The 20318-nt window shown below is 66.4% G+C and carries 23 protein-coding genes; 4 read left to right on the top strand and 19 right to left on the bottom strand.

The genetic code is table 11. The features are described 5' to 3' along the window. Window positions 1-56: 56 nt before the first annotated feature. The 7 genes from IB268_RS10395 to IB268_RS10365 all read right to left on the bottom strand — a co-directional run bounded on the left by IB268_RS10395 (window position 57) and on the right by IB268_RS10365 (window position 5540). Complete coding sequence (locus tag IB268_RS10395; protein WP_054456744.1) at window positions 57-746, bottom strand: VIT family protein; 690 nt, start codon at window positions 744-746, stop codon at window positions 57-59. 73 nt (window positions 747-819) lie between these two features. After that, on the bottom strand, window positions 820-1257 hold the full coding sequence (locus IB268_RS10390; protein ID WP_054456743.1) for a PaaI family thioesterase: 438 nt from the start codon (window positions 1255-1257) through the stop codon (window positions 820-822). Window position 1258: 1 nt separating this feature from the next. Continuing rightward, window positions 1259-2149, bottom strand: coding sequence for a 3-hydroxyisobutyrate dehydrogenase (mmsB, locus tag IB268_RS10385; RefSeq protein ID WP_192354195.1), 891 nt, complete (start codon window positions 2147-2149; stop codon window positions 1259-1261). A gap of 100 nt (window positions 2150-2249) precedes the next feature. Continuing rightward, window positions 2250-3425, bottom strand: coding sequence for an enoyl-CoA hydratase/isomerase family protein (locus IB268_RS10380; RefSeq protein ID WP_054456741.1), 1176 nt, complete (start codon window positions 3423-3425; stop codon window positions 2250-2252). Beyond that, complete coding sequence (locus tag IB268_RS10375) at window positions 3422-4576, bottom strand: acyl-CoA dehydrogenase family protein (protein WP_054456740.1); 1155 nt, start codon at window positions 4574-4576, stop codon at window positions 3422-3424. The genes IB268_RS10380 and IB268_RS10375 overlap by 4 nt, the downstream gene beginning before the upstream one ends. Before the next feature lie 195 nt (window positions 4577-4771). Beyond that, window positions 4772-5116 carry an RnfH family protein gene (locus IB268_RS10370; RefSeq protein ID WP_054456739.1) on the bottom strand — a complete coding sequence of 115 codons (345 nt, stop codon included), beginning with the start codon at window positions 5114-5116 and terminating at the stop codon, window positions 4772-4774. Continuing rightward, a complete protein-coding gene (locus IB268_RS10365; RefSeq protein WP_042793335.1) occupies window positions 5106-5540 on the bottom strand; it encodes a type II toxin-antitoxin system RatA family toxin in 435 nt (144 codons plus the stop codon). Before IB268_RS10365 ends, IB268_RS10370 begins: the two co-directional genes overlap by 11 nt. Window positions 5541-5644: 104 nt before the next feature. Here IB268_RS10365 and smpB point away from each other — a divergent pair, with 104 nt between their 5' ends. Next, on the top strand, window positions 5645-6118 hold the full coding sequence (gene smpB / locus IB268_RS10360; protein WP_054456738.1) for an SsrA-binding protein SmpB: 474 nt from the start codon (window positions 5645-5647) through the stop codon (window positions 6116-6118). Here the strand turns inward: smpB and IB268_RS10355 are convergent, their stop codons facing one another. The 3 genes from IB268_RS10355 to IB268_RS10345 all read right to left on the bottom strand — a co-directional run bounded on the left by IB268_RS10355 (window position 6119) and on the right by IB268_RS10345 (window position 8793). Beyond that, the gene (locus tag IB268_RS10355; protein ID WP_192354194.1) at window positions 6119-7306 is read right to left on the bottom strand and encodes a GGDEF domain-containing protein; all 1188 of its coding nucleotides are present in this window, start codon (window positions 7304-7306) and stop codon (window positions 6119-6121) included. Between the two features lie 25 nt (window positions 7307-7331). Continuing rightward, window positions 7332-8258 carry an SPFH domain-containing protein gene (locus IB268_RS10350; RefSeq protein WP_054456873.1) on the bottom strand — a complete coding sequence of 309 codons (927 nt, stop codon included), beginning with the start codon at window positions 8256-8258 and terminating at the stop codon, window positions 7332-7334. Window positions 8259-8358: 100 nt separating this feature from the next. After that, entirely contained in the window at window positions 8359-8793 is a 435-nt protein-coding gene (locus IB268_RS10345) for an NfeD family protein (protein WP_054456736.1), read from the bottom strand. Window positions 8794-8962: 169 nt separating this feature from the next. Between IB268_RS10345 and IB268_RS10340 the strand changes: the two genes are divergently transcribed. Together IB268_RS10340 and IB268_RS10335 are read left to right on the top strand one after the other, a co-directional pair. Then, window positions 8963-9700 carry a glutamine amidotransferase gene (locus IB268_RS10340; protein WP_054456735.1) on the top strand — a complete coding sequence of 246 codons (738 nt, stop codon included), beginning with the start codon at window positions 8963-8965 and terminating at the stop codon, window positions 9698-9700. 101 nt (window positions 9701-9801) lie between these two features. Beyond that, complete coding sequence (locus IB268_RS10335; RefSeq protein ID WP_054456734.1) at window positions 9802-10644, top strand: bifunctional transcriptional activator/DNA repair enzyme AdaA; 843 nt, start codon at window positions 9802-9804, stop codon at window positions 10642-10644. Window positions 10645-10716: 72 nt separating this feature from the next. Here the strand turns inward: IB268_RS10335 and ppsA are convergent, their stop codons facing one another. After that, on the bottom strand, window positions 10717-13083 hold the full coding sequence (gene ppsA / locus IB268_RS10330) for a phosphoenolpyruvate synthase (RefSeq protein WP_054456733.1): 2367 nt from the start codon (window positions 13081-13083) through the stop codon (window positions 10717-10719). 181 nt (window positions 13084-13264) lie between these two features. On the opposite strand from ppsA, the gene IB268_RS10325 reads away from it, so the two are divergent. Further along, a complete protein-coding gene (locus IB268_RS10325) occupies window positions 13265-14092 on the top strand; it encodes a pyruvate, water dikinase regulatory protein (RefSeq protein ID WP_042793329.1) in 828 nt (275 codons plus the stop codon). A 51-nt stretch (window positions 14093-14143) separates the two neighbouring features. Here IB268_RS10325 and IB268_RS10320 read toward each other — a convergent pair whose 3' ends face one another. The 8 genes from IB268_RS10320 to lpxD form a co-directional block, all read right to left on the bottom strand. Beyond that, window positions 14144-14623: a DUF2846 domain-containing protein gene (locus IB268_RS10320; RefSeq protein ID WP_125470832.1), complete on the bottom strand. Its 480-nt coding sequence runs from the start codon at window positions 14621-14623 to the stop codon at window positions 14144-14146. Window positions 14624-14720: 97 nt separating this feature from the next. Further along, window positions 14721-15191 (bottom strand): DUF2846 domain-containing protein, encoded by a 471-nt coding sequence (locus IB268_RS10315; RefSeq protein ID WP_054456731.1) that lies wholly within the window; start codon window positions 15189-15191, stop codon window positions 14721-14723. 134 nt (window positions 15192-15325) lie between these two features. Next, window positions 15326-16114: an RNA methyltransferase gene (locus IB268_RS10310; RefSeq protein WP_192354193.1), complete on the bottom strand. Its 789-nt coding sequence runs from the start codon at window positions 16112-16114 to the stop codon at window positions 15326-15328. After that, window positions 16111-16719, bottom strand: a complete 609-nt coding sequence (rnhB, locus tag IB268_RS10305; protein WP_370127902.1) for a ribonuclease HII — start codon at window positions 16717-16719, stop codon at window positions 16111-16113. The genes IB268_RS10310 and rnhB overlap by 4 nt, the downstream gene beginning before the upstream one ends. Then, window positions 16706-17902 carry a lipid-A-disaccharide synthase gene (gene lpxB / locus IB268_RS10300; protein WP_125470834.1) on the bottom strand — a complete coding sequence of 399 codons (1197 nt, stop codon included), beginning with the start codon at window positions 17900-17902 and terminating at the stop codon, window positions 16706-16708. Before lpxB ends, rnhB begins: the two co-directional genes overlap by 14 nt. After that, entirely contained in the window at window positions 17899-18693 is a 795-nt protein-coding gene (lpxA, locus tag IB268_RS10295) for an acyl-ACP--UDP-N-acetylglucosamine O-acyltransferase (protein WP_125470835.1), read from the bottom strand. Before lpxA ends, lpxB begins: the two co-directional genes overlap by 4 nt. Continuing rightward, complete coding sequence (fabZ, locus tag IB268_RS10290) at window positions 18694-19149, bottom strand: 3-hydroxyacyl-ACP dehydratase FabZ (protein WP_008167730.1); 456 nt, start codon at window positions 19147-19149, stop codon at window positions 18694-18696. Window positions 19150-19219: 70 nt separating this feature from the next. Next, a complete protein-coding gene (gene lpxD / locus IB268_RS10285; RefSeq protein ID WP_118933669.1) occupies window positions 19220-20317 on the bottom strand; it encodes a UDP-3-O-(3-hydroxymyristoyl)glucosamine N-acyltransferase in 1098 nt (365 codons plus the stop codon). Between the last annotated feature and the right edge of the window lies 1 nt (window position 20318).

The raw sequence follows: 20318 nt of genomic DNA, 5'->3' as shown, positions 1-20318 counted from the left end.
GCCGCCGCGCCTGAGCCGGCGCGGTTGCGCCGGGCCGGACGCTCCCAAGCCGGCCCTTACACCGCCACGCCGAACAGCGCGCCCACCCCCGCCGTCACCGCCATCGCCAGGCCGCCCAGGATCGTCACCCGCAACGCGGCCGGCCCCTTGGGCGCGCCGCCTGCGCCCGCAGCCAGAGCGCCCAGGCCGGCCAGACAGGCGACCGATGCGCCGATGACCCACACAATCAATTGCGGCAAAGGCGCTGTCGCCGCCACGGCCAGCGGCAAGGCCGCGCCGCCCGCAAACGAGGCCGCGGACGCCACCGCGGCCTGCACCGGACGGGCGCGGTTATGGATGGAGATACCCAGCTCGTCGCGGGCATGCGCGTCCAGCGCATCGTGGCTGGTCAATTGCCGTGCCACCTGCTCGGCCAGGTCGCGGGTCAGGCCGCGCGCCACGTAGATGTCGATCAGTTCGGCCAGTTCCTCGCCGGAATTGCGCTTGAGCGAGCGCTGCTCCATGCGCAGGTCGGCGGCCTCGGTATCGGCCTGCGACCGCACCGACACGTATTCGCCCGCCGCCATCGACAGCGCCCCCGCCACCAGTCCGGCCACGCCCGAGGTCAGGATGGCGTCATGCGTGACCTGGGCCGCCGCCACGCCGGTAATAAGGCTGGCGGTGGACACGATACCGTCGTTGGCGCCCAGGACGGCCGCGCGCAGCCAGTTGCTGCGGAAAATCCGATGATGTTCTTTTGAAGGCATTGCCAGAAACCCATGCGCCGCGCGATGAACGCGTGGCGGGTCCGGCTTGCGCAGGACCCGCCACGCGCGGGATTCAGCGCGGCGTCACGCGCACCGCGGTAAGCAAGCCTATCACGCAAAGCGTGGCTTGCTCGCCGTCGTACGCATGCACCTCGACCTGGCAGACGGACAGGCGCTTGCCCGGCTTGACCACGCGGCCGCTGGCCACGTAGCGGCTACCCTTGGCGGGCGCCAGGAAGTTCATCTTGAACTCCGAGGTCAGCACGTCCTCGCCAGGCCCAAACAGCGTGTAGGCGGCATAGCCGCCGGCGCTGTCGGCGATGGTCGTGGAAATGCCGGCGTGCAGAAAGCCGTTCTGCTGGCACAGGTCGGCTCGGTAAGGCAGCACGATGTCCACCCTGCCCGGCTCGACCACGTCCAGTTGCGCACCCAGCAATGTCATGATGCTTTGCCGGGCGAAGCTCTCCTGGACCCTGGCGGCCGGGTCCAGCGGCGCTTGCGATGACGCCATGTCAGTCCTGCTCGCGCTTGACCAGGTTGACGATGCTGGAGAAGTCCAGCTTGCCCGAACCGCCGGAGCTATGCAGCGAATACAGGTTGCGCGCCAGCTCCCCCAGCGGGATCGAGGCGCGCGCCCACAGGGCGGCCTCGGCCGCCAGGCCCAGGTCCTTGAGCATCAGGTCCACGCCGAAGCCGCCGGCGTAGCCCTTGGAGGCCGGCGCGTGCTCCATCACGCCGGGCCAGGGGTTGTAGAGTTCCGTGGCCCAGTTGCGCCCGGAGCTCTTGGCGATGATGTCCGACAGCACCTTGGGATCCAGCCCGTTGGCCACGCCCAGGGCCAGGGCTTCGGAGGTGCCCGCCATCAGGATGCCCAACAGCATGTTGTTGCAGATCTTGGCCACCTGGCCGGCGCCGGCCGGGCCTGCGTGGAAAATGTTCTTGCCCATTTTTTCCAGCACCGGACGGGCGCGCTCCAGCGCCGCGGCCTGGCCGCCGACGATGAAGGTCAGCGTGCCGGCTGCTGCGCCACCCGTGCCGCCGGACACCGGCGCGTCGATCATGGCGATGCCGCGCACCTCGGCCGCCTGCGCCACTTTGCGCGCCGAGTCCGGCGCGATGGTGCTGCATTCGATGACCAGCGCGCTGGACGGGATCTTGCCCAGCAGGTCCTCGCCCAGGTACAGCCCTTCGACGTGCTTGCTGGCGGGCAGCATCGAAACCACCACCTCGGCGCCCTTGACGGCTTCCGAAGCGGACGCGGCGGCGCGGGCACCGGCGTCCGTCAGGGTCTTCACCGCTGCCGGCACCAGATCGAAAACCGTCACGCTATGTCCGGCCTTGACCAGATTCAATGCCATGGGCGCGCCCATATTGCCCAAACCGATAAACGCGATGCTGCTCATGATGTCTTGTCTCCTGTTGCTATTGCTATAGGTGTGAAACCATCGTGGTACTAGCGTTGCCGCGCCGGCGGACGGCGGCCGGTCCGCCGCCGCGTCGCGCCTAGCGGCCTTCCTGGCCCAGGTCCGCCAACGGGTGGGGCTCGCCCTCGGGCCAGGGTTCGTCAAAGAATTTCTGCACCCAGGCGTCGGTCGCCATGTCGATGACGGCGGGATTCCAGCGCGGCTTCTTGTCCTTGTCGATCAGCAAGGCGCGGATGCCCTCGGCGAAATCGCCATGGGCGGTGCAGGCCAGCGCCGCGATGTACTCGGCACGGAAAACGTCGTCCAGCGAGCGCAGGCGCAGCCGCTGCTGCAGCGCGAACGACAGGCGCACCGATCCGGGCGAGCCGGCCAGCATCGTCTGCGCCGCGCGCGCCAGCCACGGATCCTCGTGGTCCTTCAGCGCAGCCAGTTCTTCGTAGATGTCGTCCAGGCGATTGCCGCTGCACAGGCTGTTGATCAGGAACGAGTGCTGCCGCAAGTTGCCCGGCGCCAGCGGCGTCTTGGGCTCCAGCGCCGTCAGGGCGCGGCGCAGCAGGCCGTCGTTGATCGCGCGCGGAGGAATGGCGTCCTCCGCCGCGCCGGCCGCCTGGCCGGCCCAGGGCTGCTCTTCCAGCGAAGCCAGCAGCTTGGGCCAATCCGCGTGATCCAGGCGAAAGTCCGCCAGGCCCGCGAAGAAAGCGTCCGACGTACCCAGCTGCGCGCCGGTCAAGGCCAGGAACAGTCCGATCCTGCCTGACATGCGGTTCAGCAGCCAGCTGCCGCCCACGTCCGGGAACAGGCCGATCGTGACCTCCGGCATCGCCAGGCGCGAGGTCTCGCTGACCACGCGGTGGCTGGCGCCCATCATCAGGCCGATGCCGCCGCCCATGACGATGCCATGGCCCCAGCACAGCACCGGCTTGGGATAGGTGTGGATGCGGTAGTCCAGCCGGTACTCGTGCTCGAAGAAGCGGCGCGCGTAGGCGTTGTTCCAGCCCGGCTTGCCGGCGTTTTCCGTCATGCTGCGGTACAGGCCATGCAGGTCTCCGCCCGCGCAGAAGGCCTTGTCGCCCGCACCCTGCAGGACCACCAGGGCCACGCCGGGATCGCGGGCCCAGGCGTCCAGCCGTTCGGCCAGCAGGTCCACCATTTCCAGCGACAGGCCGTTCAGGGTCTGCGGCGAGTTCAGCGTCGCGATCCCGAACCGTACTCCATTGGCAGCGGTTTTTTCTTCGAACAGCACCGGTGCATTCATCTTATGTCGGCTCCTTTTTCCAACAATTGGCGGGCGATGATCACGCGCATGATCTCGTTGGTCCCCTCCAGAATCTGATGAACGCGAGTATCGCGCACCAGACGCTCCAAGGGATAGTCCCGCAGGTATCCGTAGCCGCCGTGGATCTGTTGCGCGTCCAGGCAGATCTGGAAACCCATGTCGGTGGCGAAGCGCTTGGCCATGGCGCAGTAGGTCGCCGCGTCCGGCGCCCCCGCATCCAGCTTGCAGGCCGCCAGGCGCACCATCTGGCGCGCCGCCACCAGGTGCGTCGCCATGTCGGCCAGCTTGAATTGCAGCGCCTGGAACTCGGCCAGGCGGCGGTTGAACTGCCGCCGTTCGTCCATGTAGCGCCGGGCGGCATCGAGCGCGCCTTGGGCCGCGCCGACCGAGCAGGTGCCGATGTTGATGCGTCCGCCGTCCAGGCCCTTCATGGCGATCTTGAAGCCCTCGCCCTCCTGGCCCAGCATGTTGGCCGCCGGCACGCGCACGTTCTCGAAGGTGATGGGGCGCGTGGACTGGCTGTTCCAGCCCATCTTCTCTTCCTTGCGGCCATAGCCTATGCCCTCGCTGTCGGCCGGAATGGCGAACGCGCTGATGCCGCCCGCGCCCTCGCCGCCGGTGCGCGCCATGACCACCAGCAGGTCTGTGTCGCCGCCGCCCGAAATGAAGGCCTTGGCGCCGTTGACGATGTAGTCATCGCCCTGGCGCTGCGCCCGGGTCGACAGCGATGCGGCGTCCGAACCGGCGCCCGGCTCGGTCAGGCAATAGGACGCCAACTTCTGGCCGCTGGCCAGCAACGGCCCCCAGGCTTCGCGCAGCGCGGGCTGGCCCCACTTGCCGACCATCCAGGTGGCCATGTTGTGGATCGTGAGAAAGGCCGTGGTCGACGGGTCGACCGCCGCCATTTCCTCGAACACCAGGGTGGCATCCAGGCGCGGCAGGCCCAGTCCGCCGATGTCCTCGCTGGCATAGATGGCGCAAAAACCCATTTCGCCCGCACGGGCGAAGGCCTCGCGCGGGAAGATGCCTTCGGCGTCCCAGCGCGCCGCGTTGGGCGCCAGTTCGCCCTCGGCGTAGTCGCGCGCCGCCTGCGCAAAAGCGCGTTGCTCGTCGGTCAGTTCCAAGTCCACAGCCTGTCTCCTGTTGTACTGAGTATTGTCTGTTGGCGTTGCTGCCGTCTCGTGAACGCCAGCTCGTCAATTTTGACATGACGTTGACGTAAACGTAAATGTGTGACGGTGCCTATGTTACGCCGGAAGCGGCAAAGGAATTTGTCCTATTTGCGACATTGTGCGGGGCGGCGCGCCCCCCCTCGGAGCGCTTCCCTACAGCAGCCCGGCCGGGCGCACCCTGCCGTTCTTGGCCGTCTTGGCGCGGCGGTGTTCGGCGCGGCGGCGCCGCGATTCCTTTGGATCGAAACTCAGGCCGCGGTAGATTTCCACCCGGTCGCCATCGGCCAGCCTGGCCTGCGGCTCGGTGGCGCGTCCGAAAATACCCACGCCCCGGCTCCAGGGCTGCACCACCGGAAAAGCCTGGGCAAAGCCGCTGGCCGCGAGCGCGTCGGCCACCGTGGCGCCGTCGGGCAGGCGCAATTCACGCAGCCAGACATGGCCCGGCAGGGCATAACAGACGCTGACGCCGATCTGCGCCGCGGACGGCTCATTCGCCATACTTGGCCTGCGCGCGCTTGGTGAAGGAATCGATGAAGCTGGTGGCGATGCGGTTGAACACCGGGCCCACCACCATTTCCAGCGCGCGGTTGGAAAACGCGTACTCCATGGTGAACAGGACCTTGCAGGCGTCCTCGGCCAGCGGCTGGAACTCCCAGTGCCCGACCAGGCTGGAGAACGGGCCGTCGACCAGTTCCAGGTCGATCCGGTCGGGATAGGCATGGGTGTTGCGGGTGGTGAAGCGCTGCTTCATGCCCGCGAAGCTGATCAGGATGGAGGCCTGCATGCCGTGCTCGTCGCGGGTCTGCACCTCGGCGCCGCCGCACCAGGGCATGAACTCGGGGTACTTCTCCACGTCGGCGACCAGATCGAACATCTGGGCGGCGCTGTAAGGCACCAGGACGGATCGTTGTACTTTGTGCATCGACTATCGCAAATGGCTAGAATGGCACGATTTTACCGGCACAACACGACCTGGGGCCAAAATACGCCTAGCGCGGGCCCGCGGCACCCAGGCACAAGGGCTTTATGAGCATTATCGACAATCGCAAGGCCACGCACGACTATTTCATCGAAGACCGCTACGAGGCCGGCCTGGTGCTGCAAGGCTGGGAAGTCAAGGCGATCCGCGATGGCCGCGTGCAGCTCAAGGAAAGCTACGTCATCGTGCGCGACGGCGAGCTCTACCTGCTGGGCATGCACGTCAGCCCCCTGCCCACGGCCTCCACCCATATCCACCCCGACGCCATGCGCACGCGCAAGCTGCTGCTCAAGGCCGAGGAAATCAGCAAGCTCATCGGCAAGGTCGAGCAACGCGGCTACACGCTGGTGCCGCTCAACCTGCACTACAAGAACGGGCGCATCAAGCTGGACTTCGCGCTGGGCCGCGGCAAGAAGCTGTTCGACAAGCGCGATACCGCGCGCGAGAAAGACTGGCAGCGCGAGAAAGAGCGCATGATGAAGCACGACACCCGCGCCCCTCGCAAGGGCAAGGACGACTGATCAGGCGGCCTCGGGCAGCGTCTGGCGCTCGGCCTCCTGCCCCGGTCCCGTGATGCGGTTGCGCCCGGCCGACTTGGACGCATACAGCTTGCGGTCGGCCCGCTCGAAAAACGCCTGCAGGCTCTCTCCGGGCATCCAGTCCGCGACTCCGGCGCTGAACGTATAGGAAATGGTGCTGCCTCCGTGCGCACAGGGCGTGCGCCGCACCGAATCCAGCAGCCGCTCCGCCACATCCATCACTGCATCGCTGCGCATGTCCGGAAACAGCACCGCGAACTCCTCGCCGCCGACGCGCCCGACGTGGTCGCCAGTGCGCAGCGTGGCGGTCGCCAGCAGGCCGAAATGGCGCAGCACCGCATCCCCGGCCGCGTGGCCATGGGTATCGTTGATGCGCTTGAAATAGTCGATATCCAGCAACAGCAGCGTCAGCGGCCGCCGCGTGCGCAGCGCCTGGGCGCAATAGCGCTCGGCCTGCAGCCACCACGCCTTGCGCGACATCAGGCCCGTCAGGAAGTCGGTGCTGGCCTCCTGTTCGCGGTCGGCCAGCATGCGGTCGTGGATGATCATGATGGTGCCCAGGGTCAGGCATGGCATCGTCAGCACGCCCAGCGTCATGAACGCGACGTTCCATGCCGTGGGCAGCAGCAGGGCCTGCGCGATGGCGATGTCGAACATGTAGACGACGGCCCGCGTTGCGCACACCAGCGCGGAGATCAGGGCCACCACGCGCACGAAATGGTAGCTGTAGCGCGACCGGTTCATCGGCATGCCGCGCTTGACCGTCATGGCAATGGCCACCATGAACCCGAACATCAGCCAGGACATGACCACCATGCGCGGCCCGACCTGGGGATCGATATAGGTGTAGTACGCCAGCGCCAGCAGCGCCGTACAGGAAGCCAGCGCCATGAGACGCTTGGGCACGGTCAGGCCGACCAGCCGGCGCAATCCCGTGTAGTAGGCGCAAAGCGCCAGGGCCACGGCGGTGTTCGCCGCCATCACCGACACCCACTGCGGCGCCTCGGTAACCTGGAAGGCGTAAAGCCCGAAAGCCGCCAGCGTCAGCAGGTTGGCGCGTATCGCCTCCTTGATGCCCGCCATGCCGCTGCGGGCCAGCGACCCCAGCACGCACAGCGCAAGCACTCCCGCCAATGCTGCTATCAAAAGCAAGTTAACGGGAGCGATCATCGTCAGGCGCCGCCAGGCGCGGTTATCAGCTGTTGCGGGTGGACTTCACGATGGTCATGGCGGAGGCGATCATGCCGCCCACATCCGCCAGGTTCGCCGGCAGGATCAAGGTGTTGCCTTCCTTGGCGACATTGCCGAAGGCCTCGACGTAGCGCTCGGCCACCTTCAGGTTCACCGCTTCCATGCCGCCCGGCTGGCGCACGGAGTCCGCCACCTGGGTGATGGCCTTGGCGGTGGCCTCGGCGATCGCCAGCACCGCGGCGGCCTCGCCCTGGGCCTGGTTGATCTGGGCCTGCTTCTCGCCTTCGGAACGGGCGATGGCGGCTTCGCGCTCGCCGGTGGCGATATTGATCTGTTCCTGGCGGCGGCCTTCCGAGGCCGCGATCAGCGCGCGCTTTTCACGTTCGGCGGTGATCTGCGCCTGCATCGCGCGCAGGATCTCGTTGGGCGGCGTCAAGTCCTTGATCTCGTAGCGCAGCACCTTCACGCCCCAGTTCAGCGCCGCCTCGTCCAGCGAAGAGACGATGTTGCTGTTGATGGAGTCGCGCTCTTCGAAGGTGCGGTCCAGTTCCATCTTGCCGATGACCGAACGCAGGGTCGTCTGCGCCAGCTGGGTGATGGCCGAGATGTAGTTCGACGAGCCATACGACGCGCGCATCGGATCGGTCACCTGGAAGTACAGCACGCCGTCGACCTGCAGTTGCGTGTTGTCGCGCGTGATGCAGACCTGGCTGGGCACGTCCAGCGGGATTTCCTTGAGCGAGTGCTTGTACGACACGCGCTCGATGAACGGAATGACGAAGCCCGCGCCGGGCGACAGGACCCGGTCGAACTTGCCCAGGCGCTCGACCACCCAGGCGTGCTGCTGAGGCACGATGGCGATCGCCTTGATGACTATCAGTATCGCCAGCGCGACGATGACGAGCAGGACGATGGTGGATGTATCGATCATCATGATTCGGAGCCTCTCCTTCTGGTAAATACATATGCGGGAAACGTCCGGACCTTGCGGACGCCCGCAGCCGGTCCCGCCCGCGGCGGGATGGCCTTCGTCAGACCGAACCCGGCACGCCCCTGGGGGCCAGCACCAGGATCGAGCCGCGCATTTCGATGATGGTTTGTTCTCCGGCCACGGGCGGCTGGCCCTGGGCCAGCTCTGCCTGCCAGTGCGCGCCGCGGTACCAGACGCGCGCGGTGCCCTGGTCGGACCAGGCTTCTACCGACACCGTCTGGCCGATGTCCAGGTTGACGTCGGCGTTGCGGGCGGAATCGACCTCGCGCTTTTTCAGCACGCGGGTCTTGCGCAGCACCAGCAAACCCAGCAGCAGCACGATGCCGCAGCCTACCAGTTGCCATTCCAGGCCTGCGCCGAACCATGCGGCCACGCCCCCGGCTGCCAGCCCCAGGGCCACCAGCAGCAGATAGAAAGTGCCGGTCGCCAATTCCCCGATCAGGGCCAGCGCAGCCAATCCCAGCCAAATCCACATAGTCTTCGTTCGCCCGAAAGGATGAGTCTCTGAGCGGAATTGTACGTATTTCCGGGACGGAACGGAAAAGCGCCTTTCATCACGGATCGGAGGGCTGGATTATGATGTGCGCTGGCGGTGGATCTCCCCCTGGAACCCGGCGCCCGCATCCTTTACGCACAAGCCCCCAATGACCGCTGCAATACCCACCGCTCTCCCCGTCCTGATCCTGCACACCGGCGACCCGGACGATACGCTCAAAAGCCAGTTCGGCGGCTATGCCGAACAACTCGCGCAGGCCGCCGGCCTGACCGCCGAGGCCATGGAAATCGTGCCCGTCCATGAAGGCAAGCGGCCGCAGGCTCCCGCCCGTTATCGCGCCGCGCTGATCACGGGTTCGCCCGCCATGGTGACCGACAAGGAACCCTGGAGCGAGGACACCGCCGCCTGGCTGCGCGAAGCCGCCGCAGCCGGCCTGCCCATGTTCGGCGTCTGCTACGGCCATCAGTTGCTGGCCTACGCGCTGGGCGGCAAGGTCGGCTACAACCCCGCCGGGCGCGAAGTCGGCACCCAGACCGTGGAACTGCTGCCGCCCGCCGCCGGCGACAAGCTGCTGGCCGGACTGCCGTCCACCTTCCCCGCCCAGATGCTGCATGCGCAGACCGTACTGCAGCCGCCGCCTGGCGCCGCCGTGCTGGCGCGCTCGGACCTGGACGAACACCAGATGATCCGCATCGGCCGCAACGTGTTCTCGACCCAGTTCCATCCCGAATTCGGCCCTGACTTCATCCGCGCCCATCTGGAACGCTTCGGCCGCCGCTATGCGGCTGAAAATCTCGACGTCCCGGGGCTGTCCGCCAATGTCCGCGCCACGCCCGTCGCGGGCGGCCTCCTGCGGCGCTTTCTGGACGCCTACGCACCCGCGTAGCGCCCTGCGCGGCCACCGCGCAATATACGGAGTGCGGCGGCGGAAGGCTTTTGAGACGATGGGTCCAAGCGCGCGAATCCACGCGCAACAGGAGCTTTTTCATGAACCAAGCCGCCGCCCTGAGCAAACAGCACGCCGCCGCCATCGAGCGCGCCTGCCGCGCCCTGGAAGCCGAACAGCCGCCGGATCTGTCCACCCTGGCCGAACAGGCCGGCATGAGCCGCTTCCATTTCCACCGCGTCTTCAAGGCGGCCACCGGCATCACCCCCAAGGCCTACGCCGACGCCCTGCGCGCCAGCCGCGCCCGCCAGCATCTGAAGCAGAGCGCCAGCGTCACGGACGCCATGTACGACGCCGGCTTCAATTCCAGCGGCCGCTTCTACGAAGCCGCTCCCGCCATCCTGGGCATGACGCCCACCGCCTTTCGCAAGAGTGGCGAGGGCGTGGATATCCGCTTCGCGGTGGCGCAATGCTCCCTGGGCGCGCTGCTGGTGGCGGCAAGCGATACCGGCATCTGTGAAATCGCGCTGCACGAAGACCCGGAACAATTGGTGCGCAACCTGCAGGACCGCTTCAAGGCCGCCCGCCTGATCGGCGCGGACGCGCAATTCGAAGGCTGGGTGGCGGCCGTGGTGGGCTTCGTCGAAGACCCCTCTCGCGGCCTGGACCTGCCCCTGGATGTGCGCGGCACGGCCTTCCAGCGCCAGGTATGGCAAGCCCTGCGCGAGATCCCCGTGGGTGAAACCGCCACCTATACCGACATCGCCGAACGCATCGGCTCCCCACGCGCCGTGCGCGCCGTGGCCCGCGCCTGCGCCACCAACAACATCGCGCTGGCCATTCCCTGCCACCGGGTGGTGCGCACGGATGGCTCGCTGGCTGGCTACCGCTGGGGCATAGACCGCAAGCGCGAACTGATTGCGCGCGAAGCGCTGGCGGCGTAGCCCTTTCCCGCCTGCACGCATAAAAAAACCCCGCGCCCTTGCAGGCGCGGGGTTTTCACATCGGCAAACCGATCAGCTCTTGGCCAGGCGCTGCCAGGTATCGACAACGGTGTCCGGGTTGAGCGACATCGACAGGATGCCCTCTTCCTTCAGCCATTGCGCGAAGTCCGGGTGATCGCTGGGGCCTTGGCCGCAGATGCCCACGTACTTGTTGGCGGCCAGGCAAGCCTTGATCGCGCGGCGCAGCATGAACTTCACGGCCTCGTCGCGTTCGTCGAAGTCGGCGGCCAGCAGCTCCATGCCCGAATCGCGATCCAGGCCCAGCGTCAGTTGGGTCATGTCGTTCGAACCGATCGAGAAGCCGTCGAAGTACTGCAGGAATTCGTCGGCCAGGATGGCGTTGGACGGCACTTCGCACATCATGATGAGCTTCAGGCCGTTTTCGCCGCGCGCCAGGCCGTGCTTGGCCAGCAGGTCCACGACCTTGGCCGCCTGGCCCAGGGTGCGGACGAAGGGCACCATGATCTCGACGTTGGTCAGGCCCATTTCATCGCGCACCTTCTTGAGCGCTTCGCATTCCATGCGGAAGCACTCGGCGAAGTCCTCGGCGATGTAGCGCGACGCGCCGCGGAAGCCCAGCATGGGGTTTTCTTCCTCGGGCTCGTAGCGCGAACCGCCGACCAGCTTGCGGTACTCGTTGGACTTGAAGTCCGACATGCGCACGATGACAGGCTTGGGGTAGAAGGCGGCGGCGATGGTCGCCACGCCTTCGGCCATCTTCTCGACGAAGAAGGCGCGCGGGCTGGCATGGCCGCGGGCGGCCGATTCCACGGCCTTCTTCAGTTCGCCATCAACGTTCGGGTAGTCCAGCACCGCCTTGGGGTGGATGCCGATGTTGTTGTTGATGATGAATTCCAGGCGGGCCAGGCCCACGCCGCCGTTGGGGATCTGCGCGAAGTCGAAAGCCAGCTGCGGGTTGCCCACGTTCATCATGATCTTCAGATCGATGGGGGGCATATCGCCGCGACGCACTTCTTCCACTTCGGTTTCGATCAGGCCGTCATAGATGCGGCCTTCGTCGCCCTCGGCGCAAGACACGGTCACGGCCTGGCCTTCCTTGAGCAGGTCGGTCGCGTTGCCGCAGCCCACGACTGCCGGAATGCCCAGCTCGCGCGCGATGATCGCCGCGTGGCAGGTGCGGCCGCCGCGGTTGGTGACGATGGCCGAGGCGCGCTTCATCACGGGCTCCCAGTTGGGATCCGTCATGTCGGTGACCAAAACGTCGCCGGGCTGGACCTTGTCCATGTCGGAGATGTCGCCGACCACGCGCACCGGACCCGCGCCGATCTTCTGGCCGATCGCGCGGCCGGTGATCAGGACCTGGCCGGTGGCCTTCAGGCGGTAGCGCTGCTGCACGTCGTTGGCGCCCTGCTGCGACTTCACCGTTTCCGGACGCGCCTGCAGGATGTAGATCTTGCCGTCGATGCCGTCGCGGCCCCACTCGATGTCCATCGGGCGGCCGTAGTGCTTTTCAATGATGACGGCGTAGCGAGCCAGCTCGTTGACCTCGTCGTCGGTCAGCGAATAGCGGTTGCGCTCGGACACCGGCACGTCGACCGTGCGCACGGCGCGGCCTTCGGGACGCTCGGGATCGAACTCCATCTTGATCAGCTTGGAGCCGATGCGACGGCCCACGATCGGGTAGTGGCCCTGGGCCAGCGTCGGCTTGAAGACGTAGAACTCGTCGGGGTTGACCGCGCCCTGCACCACGGTTTCGCCCAGGCCGTAGGACGAGGTGATGAAGACCACGTCCTGGAAACCCGATTCCGTGTCGATGGTGAACATGACGCCGGCGCTGCCCTTGTCGGAACGCACCATGCGCTGGATGCCGGCCGACAGCGCGACGTCGGCGTGGGCGTAGCCCTTGTGCACGCGATAGGAAATGGCGCGGTCGTTGTACAGCGACGCGAACACGTGGCGGATCTTGTCCAGCACGTCGTCGATGCCGACGACGTTCAGGAAGGTTTCCTGCTGGCCGGCGAACGAAGCGTCGGGCAGGTCTTCGGCGGTGGCGGAGGAGCGCACGGCGAACGAGCCCTTGCCATCAGCGTCGAGCTTGGCAAAGGCGGTACGGATCTGCGATTCGAACTCGGGCGAGAACGGCGCGTCGATGATCCATTGACGGATCTGCGAGCCGGCGTTGGCCAGTTCGCGCACGTCTTCGGGGTTCAGCGTGGTCAGGCGTTCGGCGATGCGCTTGTCCAGGCCGGAGGCCTTGAGGAAGTCGCGGAAAGCATCAGCGGTCGTGGCAAAGCCGCCCGGCACGCGGACACCCGCGCCAGACAGCTGGCTGATCATTTCACCTAGTGATGCGTTCTTGCCTCCTACCGAGTCCACGTCCGTCATGCGGAGCTGCTCGAACAAAACAACGTACGACATTGAAGTCACCTTTTACAATGGAATGAAAGCGAGTTTGGTCAATGCGTCGGAAAGCTGGATCACAGCCCCGATTTACGCGCTGACCAAACTGGCCTTGGACCGCCCTTGGGGTGACTTATAGGGGCCTGATTGTACTCGGTGGAGTGCGTCCGGCCATCTGCCTGGTTGGAATTTTTTACACATGACATCTACCCCGATCGTACGCACGGTATACATCGTTTCCGACAGTACCGGCATCACCGCAGAAACCTTCAGCCAGTCAGTGCTTTCGCAGTTTGAAGAGGTCAATTTCAAGCCTGTCCGCCTGCCCTTTGTCGACACGCTGGAAAAGGCCGCAGAAGTGGCCATGCGCATCGATCGCAGCGCCCAGGAGGCCGGAGTTCCCCCGATCGTGTTCAGCACCCTGGTCAATCCGGATATCCTGGCGCGCGTTCGCCAGGCGAACGGCGTTTTCCTGGACCTGTTTGGCACTTTCGTCAGCCACATCGAGCAGGCGCTGGGCCTGAAGTCCAGCCATTCCATCGGCCGCTCGCACATGCAGGCCAATTCGGAAAAATACCGCAACCGCATCGACGCCATCAACTTCAGCCTGGCGCATGACGACGGCCAGTTCGTCAACCAGCTGGATCAGGCGGACGTGATCCTGGTTGGCGTATCGCGCTGCGGCAAGACGCCCACCAGCCTGTACCTGGCCATGCAATACGCCATCAAGGCCGCCAACTTCCCGCTGACGCCGGATGATTTCGAGCGCGGCACCCTGCCCTCGACCATCGCCCCGCACCGCGGCAAGCTGTTCGGCCTGTCGATCCAGCCCGAGCGCCTGGCCGAAGTCCGCAACGAGCGCCGCCCCAACAGCCGCTACGCGCAGCTGGAGCAATGCCGCTACGAAGTGGCCGAGGCCGAACGCATGATGCGCCGCGAGGGCATTTCCTGGCTGTCCAGCACCACCAAATCGATCGAGGAGATCGCCACGACGGTGCTGCAGGAGGTCGGCCTGGACCGGGGCTGAAAACGACAAGGGCGCGCCCATGGCGCGCCCTCTCCTGCAACGTGCTCCGGATCAGGGACGCAGCTTGACGCGTTCGCGCGAGCCCGCGCCCCAGTACTTCAGCGGTCCCATTTCCTGCTGGGCGGTCGCCTCCGAGTCTTCCAGGCGCATGTCCTGGCGACCCACATTGGACGAATTGCCGCTCACGCCTTCGATGCTCAAGCGCACGTAACGGGTCTGGCCCGGGGCCAGCGTGAATGACAGTTGTTCGTCGTCGCGCAAGGTGTCGACCACGTACTGGCCGGCAGGCCGGTTCACGTAAAAGAAGCTGCCCGGCTTGGAACGGCCGACCTTGACGCCGTTCACGCGCAGGTATGGCTGGGCCGACACCACGCCAACCGGCGCCGGCGGCTGGTAGAAGTAGATCCGCCCCGTTTCCGGCACCATCATGGGGATGGTGCTGGCGACGTCCTTGTACCGGGGTCCGCCGCAACCTGCCAACAAGGCCGCGCCCAGCACGGCGGCAGCCACCATCTTGAACCTGCGCTTCATTCCGTCTTCTCCGATTTGCCGATCCCGCTGGCCACCCAACATGATTGGTCCAGGCGCGAAAGTATGTAAATGAATTTAAACACTACATATTGTAATTTTACTCATAGCGCAGCGGCTCGCGCTCGCGGCGTCCCGCACCCCAATAGCGCAGGTCCGACATCGCCTGCACGGCTACGTCAGCGGAGCCCTCCAACCTCAGGACCTGCCTGCCGCCCGCAATATCGACGCGCACGTATTGGGTCTGCCCGGCGGCCAGCGGAACCTTGAGCGCGTCCTTGCGCTCCTTGCGGTCTGTGGCGGTGATCACTTCCACCTCGCCGGGCGCGCGGTCCACGAAGAAGAAACGACCGGATTTGGAGCGACCGACCTTGCGGCCGTCGACCAGGATCGCGGGCTGCGCGACCTTGTCGCCGTTGGACGTCACGGGCTGGTAGAAGTAAATCCGGCCTTCCGCAGCCTCCAGCGCCGGGATGCGGTCCGCCACATCGCCGTACCGGGGACCGGCGCACGCAGAAAGCAACACCGCCGCGCCCAGCGCGGCAAGACTCGATTTGATCCAGCTTTTCATGTCCCGTCCTTGATCGGATCCCGGCCGCCAGACGCGGCTCAGGACCGCTCCGGCTCGGGCAAACGGGGCAGTATAAACAGGGGACGGTGCCCGCAATCCGCGGAAAAGCGGCGAAACGAAGGGCAGATCGGCGTTCAGTCCGGCTTGCCGCGCAAAGCCTGGCGCCGCTGCTCGAAAAGGCAGATCGCGGCTGCGGCGCCCACATTGAGCGATTCCATCGCCACCATGTCGTGCGGAATACGCACCTTGAGGCTGGCGGCGGCAATCAGCTCCGCTGCCACGCCCTGGCCTTCGTGGCCGAACACCCAGGCGCAACGTTCCGGCAACAAGCCTTCGTACAGATCGCGCGCGCCGTCCAGCGCGGTCGCCACCAGCGGCACCTTCAGCCGCGGCAGCAAGGCAGCCAGATCCACGTGTTCGTGGATGGCCAAGGCGAAATGGGCGCCCTGGCCGCTGCGCAGCACCTTGGGAGACCAGGCCGCGGCCGTGCCCGTGGCCAGGAAGACGCGCTTCACGCCCGCTGCGGCGCAGGTGCGCAACAACGTGCCGACATTGCCGGGATCCTGGATGCGGTCGAACAGCACGCAGTTCTCGTCCACAGCATCGGGCAAGTCCAGAACCGGCGGCGTCACCTGAAAGGCCACGCCCTGCCCGCTTTCCACGGCTGCCAGGGACTGCATCAAGCGCGCGTCCAGGGCCAGGCAGTCGCGGTCCGGCACAGCGGCCGCAAGCGCCGCTATGTCGGGCTGGGACAAGCGCTCCACATCGAAGATGGCCTGATCGGGCGCGCCGTGATGCTGCAGCCAGGCCTGGCACAGGTGGACGCCATCCAGCAGCACCGGCGCGCCGCGCTTGCCCGCCGTGCCGGCCAGCTTGGCCAGCGCCTTGACTGCGGGATTGTCGCGAGAACTGATGTGCTTCATGAAGTCAGGCCGAAGGCCTTGATGGGGGCGAAGCTGCGCCGATGTTCGGCGCAGGGGCCGTGCTCGCGCAGCATCTCCAGATGCAGCGGGGTGCCATAACCCTTGTGCTGATCGAAGGCATATTGGGGATAGAGGGCATGCAGGCGCAGCAGGTCTGCATCGCGCGCGGTCTTGGCAAGAATGGAAGCCGCGGAAATCGCGGGCACCAGGGCGTCGCCCTTGATGACGGTCTGCACGGTGCAGCCGAGCTTGGGAGCCTGGTTGCCATCCACCAGCGCCAGCTGCGGCAAGGTGGACAAGCCCTGCACCGCGCGCTGCATCGCCAGCATCGTGGCGCGCAGGATGTTCATGCTGTCGATCTCGGCCACGCTGGCGCTGGCGATGCACCAGGCCACGGCAAATTCCTGGATCTCGAGCGCCAGCGCCTCGCGCGTGGCGGCCTTGAGCACCTTGGAATCCGCCAGGCCCGCGATGGGCCGGGCCGGATCCAGAATGACCGCCGCCGCGTACACGGCGCCCGCCAGCGGGCCGCGGCCCGCCTCGTCCACGCCTGCCGTGATCATGACGGGCTGTTCAGGAGCCGCGAACAGGTCAGGCTGCTCCACCGGCCACCTCCAGGATCGCCTGCGCAGCCAGCGCGGGCGTGTCGCGCAGCAGCTCCTGATGCAGGGCGGTAAAGCGGGCTTCGATGCGCGCCCTGCCCGCGTCGTCGGTCAGGGACGTCCAGGTCGCCTCCGCGAGTTTCTCGGGCGTGGCGTCGTCCTGCAGCAGCTCCGGCACGGCAAAATCGCGCAGCAGTACGTTCGGCAACCCCACCCAGGGCAGGTAGGGACGCTGCTGGCCGGACTTCCAGGCCATGATGCGGCGCATCCAGGGCGACAGCACGTAGGAAATCACCATGGGCCGCTTGTACAGCGCCGTTTCCAGGGTGGCGGTGCCGCTGGCCACCAGCACTGCCGTGGCCGCTTCCATGACGGACCAGGCCACGGGCGCCTGGCGCTCTCCGCCCTCACCGTGCAGATCGTTCGCGGTGACGCAGCGCAGTCCAGGCACGGGGTATTGGGCCAGGATGGCCTGGAACTCCGCGCGCCGCTGGTCGTTGACCATGGGGACGACGCATTGCAGGGCCGGATCCTTCTTCTGCAGGATCTGCGCGGCTTGCAGGAAGCGCGGCGCCAGCAGACGGATCTCCGACGAGCGGCTACCCGGCAGGATCGCCAGCACGCGCGCATTCTGGTCGATGCCCAGGCGCTCGCGCGCCGCGGCGCGGTCGGGCTGCATGGGCACGGCGCCAGCCAGCGGATGGCCCACATAGGTGACCGGAATGCCTTCCTTGCGGTAGATCTCTTCCTCGAACGGGAACAGCACCAGCATGTGCGACACCGACTCGCGGATCTTATGGATCCGCTCATAGCGCCAGGCCCAGATCGACGGTCCGACGAAATGCACGGTGGGCGTGCCCGCCTGGCGCAACTGGTGTTCCAGCCGCAGATTGAAGTCCGGCGCATCGATACCGACGAACACGGCGGGCGGCTGCGCCAACCAGCGCCGCTTGACGTCGCGATAGGTGCCAAGCAGGCTGGGCAGGCGCTTGAGCGCGTCGACATAGCCGAACACGGTCAAGGCATGCATGGGGTGCCAGGTATCGAAGCCGCGGGCCTGCATTTGCGGCCCGCCGATACCCTCGCAGCGCACGCCGGCGTCGCGCGCTTGCAGACCGGCAATGATGCGACCGGCCAGCAGGTCGCCCGAAGGCTCGCCGGCCACCATGCCGATCCGAGCGTTCATGGACGGATGATGCCGCGGCTCGCGACGTCCAGGAAGTCGAGCATGGTCTGCAGGTGCGGGGCGACCTCGGGCTCCGCCTGCTGGCGGGCGCGCAGTTCGGCCCGCGCCGCGTCCAGGGACAGGCCCCGGCGGTAGATGATCTTGTAGGCGTCGCGCAGCGCCGCAATATCGGCGGCCGTAAAGCCGCGGCGCTTCAGTCCTTCAACGTTGACGCCCACCGGACGGCACGGATTGCCCGCAGCCAGCACGAACGGCGGCGTGTCCTGCATCAGGGAGCTGTTGCCGCCCGTCATGCTGTGCGCGCCGATGCGCGAAAACTGGTGCACGCCGGTCAGGCCGCCCACGATGGCCCAATCGCCTACGTGGACGTGGCCGCCCAGCTGCACCGAATTGGCCAGGATGGTGTTGCTGCCGATGTGGCAATCGTGTGCAACGTGCACGTACGCCATGACCCAGTTGTCGTCGGCAATCGTCGTAACGCCGCCGTCCTGCACGGTGCCCGTGTTGAGCGTGACGAATTCCCGGAACGTATTGCGGTCGCCGATTTCCAGGCGGGTAGGCTCGCCCTGGTACTTCTTGTCCTGCGGCATGCCGCCAATCGAGCAGTACCGGTAGAAACGGTTGTCGCGCCCGATGGTCGTCACCCCGTCCACCATGCAGTACGGGCCGATCTCGGTGCCCGCGCCTATGGTCACGTTGGGACCGATGGTCGCGAACGGACCGACCACGACGGTCGGGTCGAGCTTTGCCGCCGGATCAACGACGGCGGTGGGGTGAATGTTTCCTGCCATTTACTCTTCCAGGCTGCGAATCGCGCACATCAGCTTGGCCGAAGCGACTTCCTGGCCATCCACCGTCGCGCGCGCTTGATACTTACAGATGCTGCGGCTCAGGCGTTCGGCTTCGACCTCGATGCGCAACTGGTCGCCCGGCACCACGGGGCGGCGGAAACGCGCGCCGTCGATGCCAACCAGGTAATACGCGGTCTTGGAACCTTCGCACTTCAGGCCGCCATTCTCGTCGGTGAACGAGAACAGGGCGGAGGCCTGAGCCATGGCTTCCACGATGAGCACGCCCGGCATCACCGGGTGGTGCGGGAAATGGCCGTTGAAAAACGGTTCATTGATCGAGACGTTCTTGATGGCCACGATGGACTTGCCAGGCACCATTTCGACGACGCGGTCAATCAGCAGCATCGGATAACGATGCGGCAGCCTCTCCATGATCCCCTTGATGTCGAGTTCCATTTTTCTATGCTTTCCTGCGAAGTAAAGTAATTGTGCGGCGCGGACGCGCCAGGGGCGGCGATGCGCCGCCCTAGTCTTTTTCCAGCGTCCGCACGCGCCGGCGCAATTGCGCCAACTGTTGTATCACGGCGGCGTTGCGCTGCCATTCGCCATGTTCCGCGTACGGGAAGACCCCGGTGTAGCGGCCAGGCTTCGAGATGCTGGACGTCACCGCGGTGCCGCCGGAGACATGCACATCGTCGCCCAGCGTGAGGTGCCCGGACAGCATGGCCGCTCCGCCTATGGTGCAGCGCTCGCCGATGGTGGTCGAGCCAGCCACGCCCACGCAGGCCGCAATCGCGGTATGCGCGCCGATCCGGCAGTTGTGGGCCACCATGATCTGGTTGTCCAGCTTGACGCCATCGGCCAGGACGGTGTCTTCCAGCGCGCCCCGGTCGACGGTGGTGTTAGCGCCGATTTCGACGTCGTCACCGACCGTCACGCCGCCGAGCTGGGGAATCTTGCCCCAAGCGCCCTTGCCCAGCGTGGGATCCGGCGCGAAACCGAAACCATCCGCGCCCAGCACAGCGCCGCTATGAATGATGGCGCGTGCGCCCACCTTGACGCCGTCGTACAGCGTGACGTGGGCGTACAGCCGGCTGCCAGGGCCGACGGACGAGCCTGCGCCAATGACGCAGCCAGGTCCGAGCACGGTATCGCGGCCGATGCGGGCGCCGGATTCGACGACGCAATTCGGGCCGATGCGCACGCCTTCTTCGATGATGGCGTCAGCGGCGACCACCGCGGAAGGATGCGTGGACGCGGGCAACTCGGGCCGTCTCGCGGCATCGAACCATTGCGCCACGCGGGCGTAAAGCAGATAGGGATGCTGACAGACGACCAGCGCGAACGGCGGCCGGGCGTTGCCCTCGGCCTCCAGAGCCTGCGCCACGTCCGGCGAGACGATGACGGCGCCAGCCTGCGTGGCGCCTAGCTGGCTCTGGTAGCGGGGGTTGGCCAGGAAAGCGATTTCCTGCCGACCCGCCGATGACAGGGTTCCGATGCCGCAGACCCGCATGGGGTCCGCGCCGGGAACCGCGCTGATGCGCCAGTCCATCCCCTGGGTGTTGGCGGCGCTCAACAGTGTTTCCAGCGTTGGCGCGCGGGCAAGATCCAGTAGAACCGGCATA

It is taken from the genome of Achromobacter sp. ACM01, from assembly GCF_014851745.1.
GTDB classification, from domain to species: domain Bacteria; phylum Pseudomonadota; class Gammaproteobacteria; order Burkholderiales; family Burkholderiaceae_B; genus Achromobacter; species Achromobacter aegrifaciens.
Note: the sequence above shows the minus strand (reverse complement) of the source record. Positions and strands in the feature narration are given on the sequence as shown.

Bases quoted from the DNA above. Each gene is read 5' to 3' on its own strand.
- IB268_RS10315 (WP_054456731.1), bottom strand. From the start codon at position 15,191: ATGAAAAGCTGGATCAAATCGAGTCTTGCCGCGCTGGGCGCGGCGGTG.
- IB268_RS10350 (WP_054456873.1), bottom strand. From the start codon at position 8,258: ATGATCGATACATCCACCATCGTCCTGCTCGTCATCGTCGCGCTGGCG.
- IB268_RS10380 (WP_054456741.1), bottom strand. From the start codon at position 3,425: ATGAATGCACCGGTGCTGTTCGAAGAAAAAACCGCTGCCAATGGAGTA.
- IB268_RS10340 (WP_054456735.1), top strand. From the start codon at position 8,963: ATGACCGCTGCAATACCCACCGCTCTCCCCGTCCTGATCCTGCACACC.
- IB268_RS10335 (WP_054456734.1), top strand. From the start codon at position 9,802: ATGAACCAAGCCGCCGCCCTGAGCAAACAGCACGCCGCCGCCATCGAG.
- IB268_RS10355 (WP_192354194.1), bottom strand. From the start codon at position 7,306: ATGATCGCTCCCGTTAACTTGCTTTTGATAGCAGCATTGGCGGGAGTG.
- fabZ (WP_008167730.1), bottom strand. From the start codon at position 19,149: ATGGAACTCGACATCAAGGGGATCATGGAGAGGCTGCCGCATCGTTAT.
- lpxA (WP_125470835.1), bottom strand. From the start codon at position 18,693: ATGGCAGGAAACATTCACCCCACCGCCGTCGTTGATCCGGCGGCAAAG.
- IB268_RS10310 (WP_192354193.1), bottom strand. From the start codon at position 16,114: ATGAAGCACATCAGTTCTCGCGACAATCCCGCAGTCAAGGCGCTGGCC.
- lpxB (WP_125470834.1), bottom strand. From the start codon at position 17,902: ATGAACGCTCGGATCGGCATGGTGGCCGGCGAGCCTTCGGGCGACCTG.
- IB268_RS10395 (WP_054456744.1), bottom strand. From the start codon at position 746: ATGCCTTCAAAAGAACATCATCGGATTTTCCGCAGCAACTGGCTGCGC.
- IB268_RS10365 (WP_042793335.1), bottom strand. From the start codon at position 5,540: ATGCACAAAGTACAACGATCCGTCCTGGTGCCTTACAGCGCCGCCCAG.
- ppsA (WP_054456733.1), bottom strand. From the start codon at position 13,083: ATGTCGTACGTTGTTTTGTTCGAGCAGCTCCGCATGACGGACGTGGAC.
- IB268_RS10320 (WP_125470832.1), bottom strand. From the start codon at position 14,623: ATGAAGCGCAGGTTCAAGATGGTGGCTGCCGCCGTGCTGGGCGCGGCC.
- IB268_RS10325 (WP_042793329.1), top strand. From the start codon at position 13,265: ATGACATCTACCCCGATCGTACGCACGGTATACATCGTTTCCGACAGT.
- smpB (WP_054456738.1), top strand. From the start codon at position 5,645: ATGAGCATTATCGACAATCGCAAGGCCACGCACGACTATTTCATCGAA.
- IB268_RS10370 (WP_054456739.1), bottom strand. From the start codon at position 5,116: ATGGCGAATGAGCCGTCCGCGGCGCAGATCGGCGTCAGCGTCTGTTAT.
- mmsB (WP_192354195.1), bottom strand. From the start codon at position 2,149: ATGAGCAGCATCGCGTTTATCGGTTTGGGCAATATGGGCGCGCCCATG.
- IB268_RS10390 (WP_054456743.1), bottom strand. From the start codon at position 1,257: ATGGCGTCATCGCAAGCGCCGCTGGACCCGGCCGCCAGGGTCCAGGAG.
- IB268_RS10345 (WP_054456736.1), bottom strand. From the start codon at position 8,793: ATGTGGATTTGGCTGGGATTGGCTGCGCTGGCCCTGATCGGGGAATTG.
- lpxD (WP_118933669.1), bottom strand. From the start codon at position 20,317: ATGCCGGTTCTACTGGATCTTGCCCGCGCGCCAACGCTGGAAACACTG.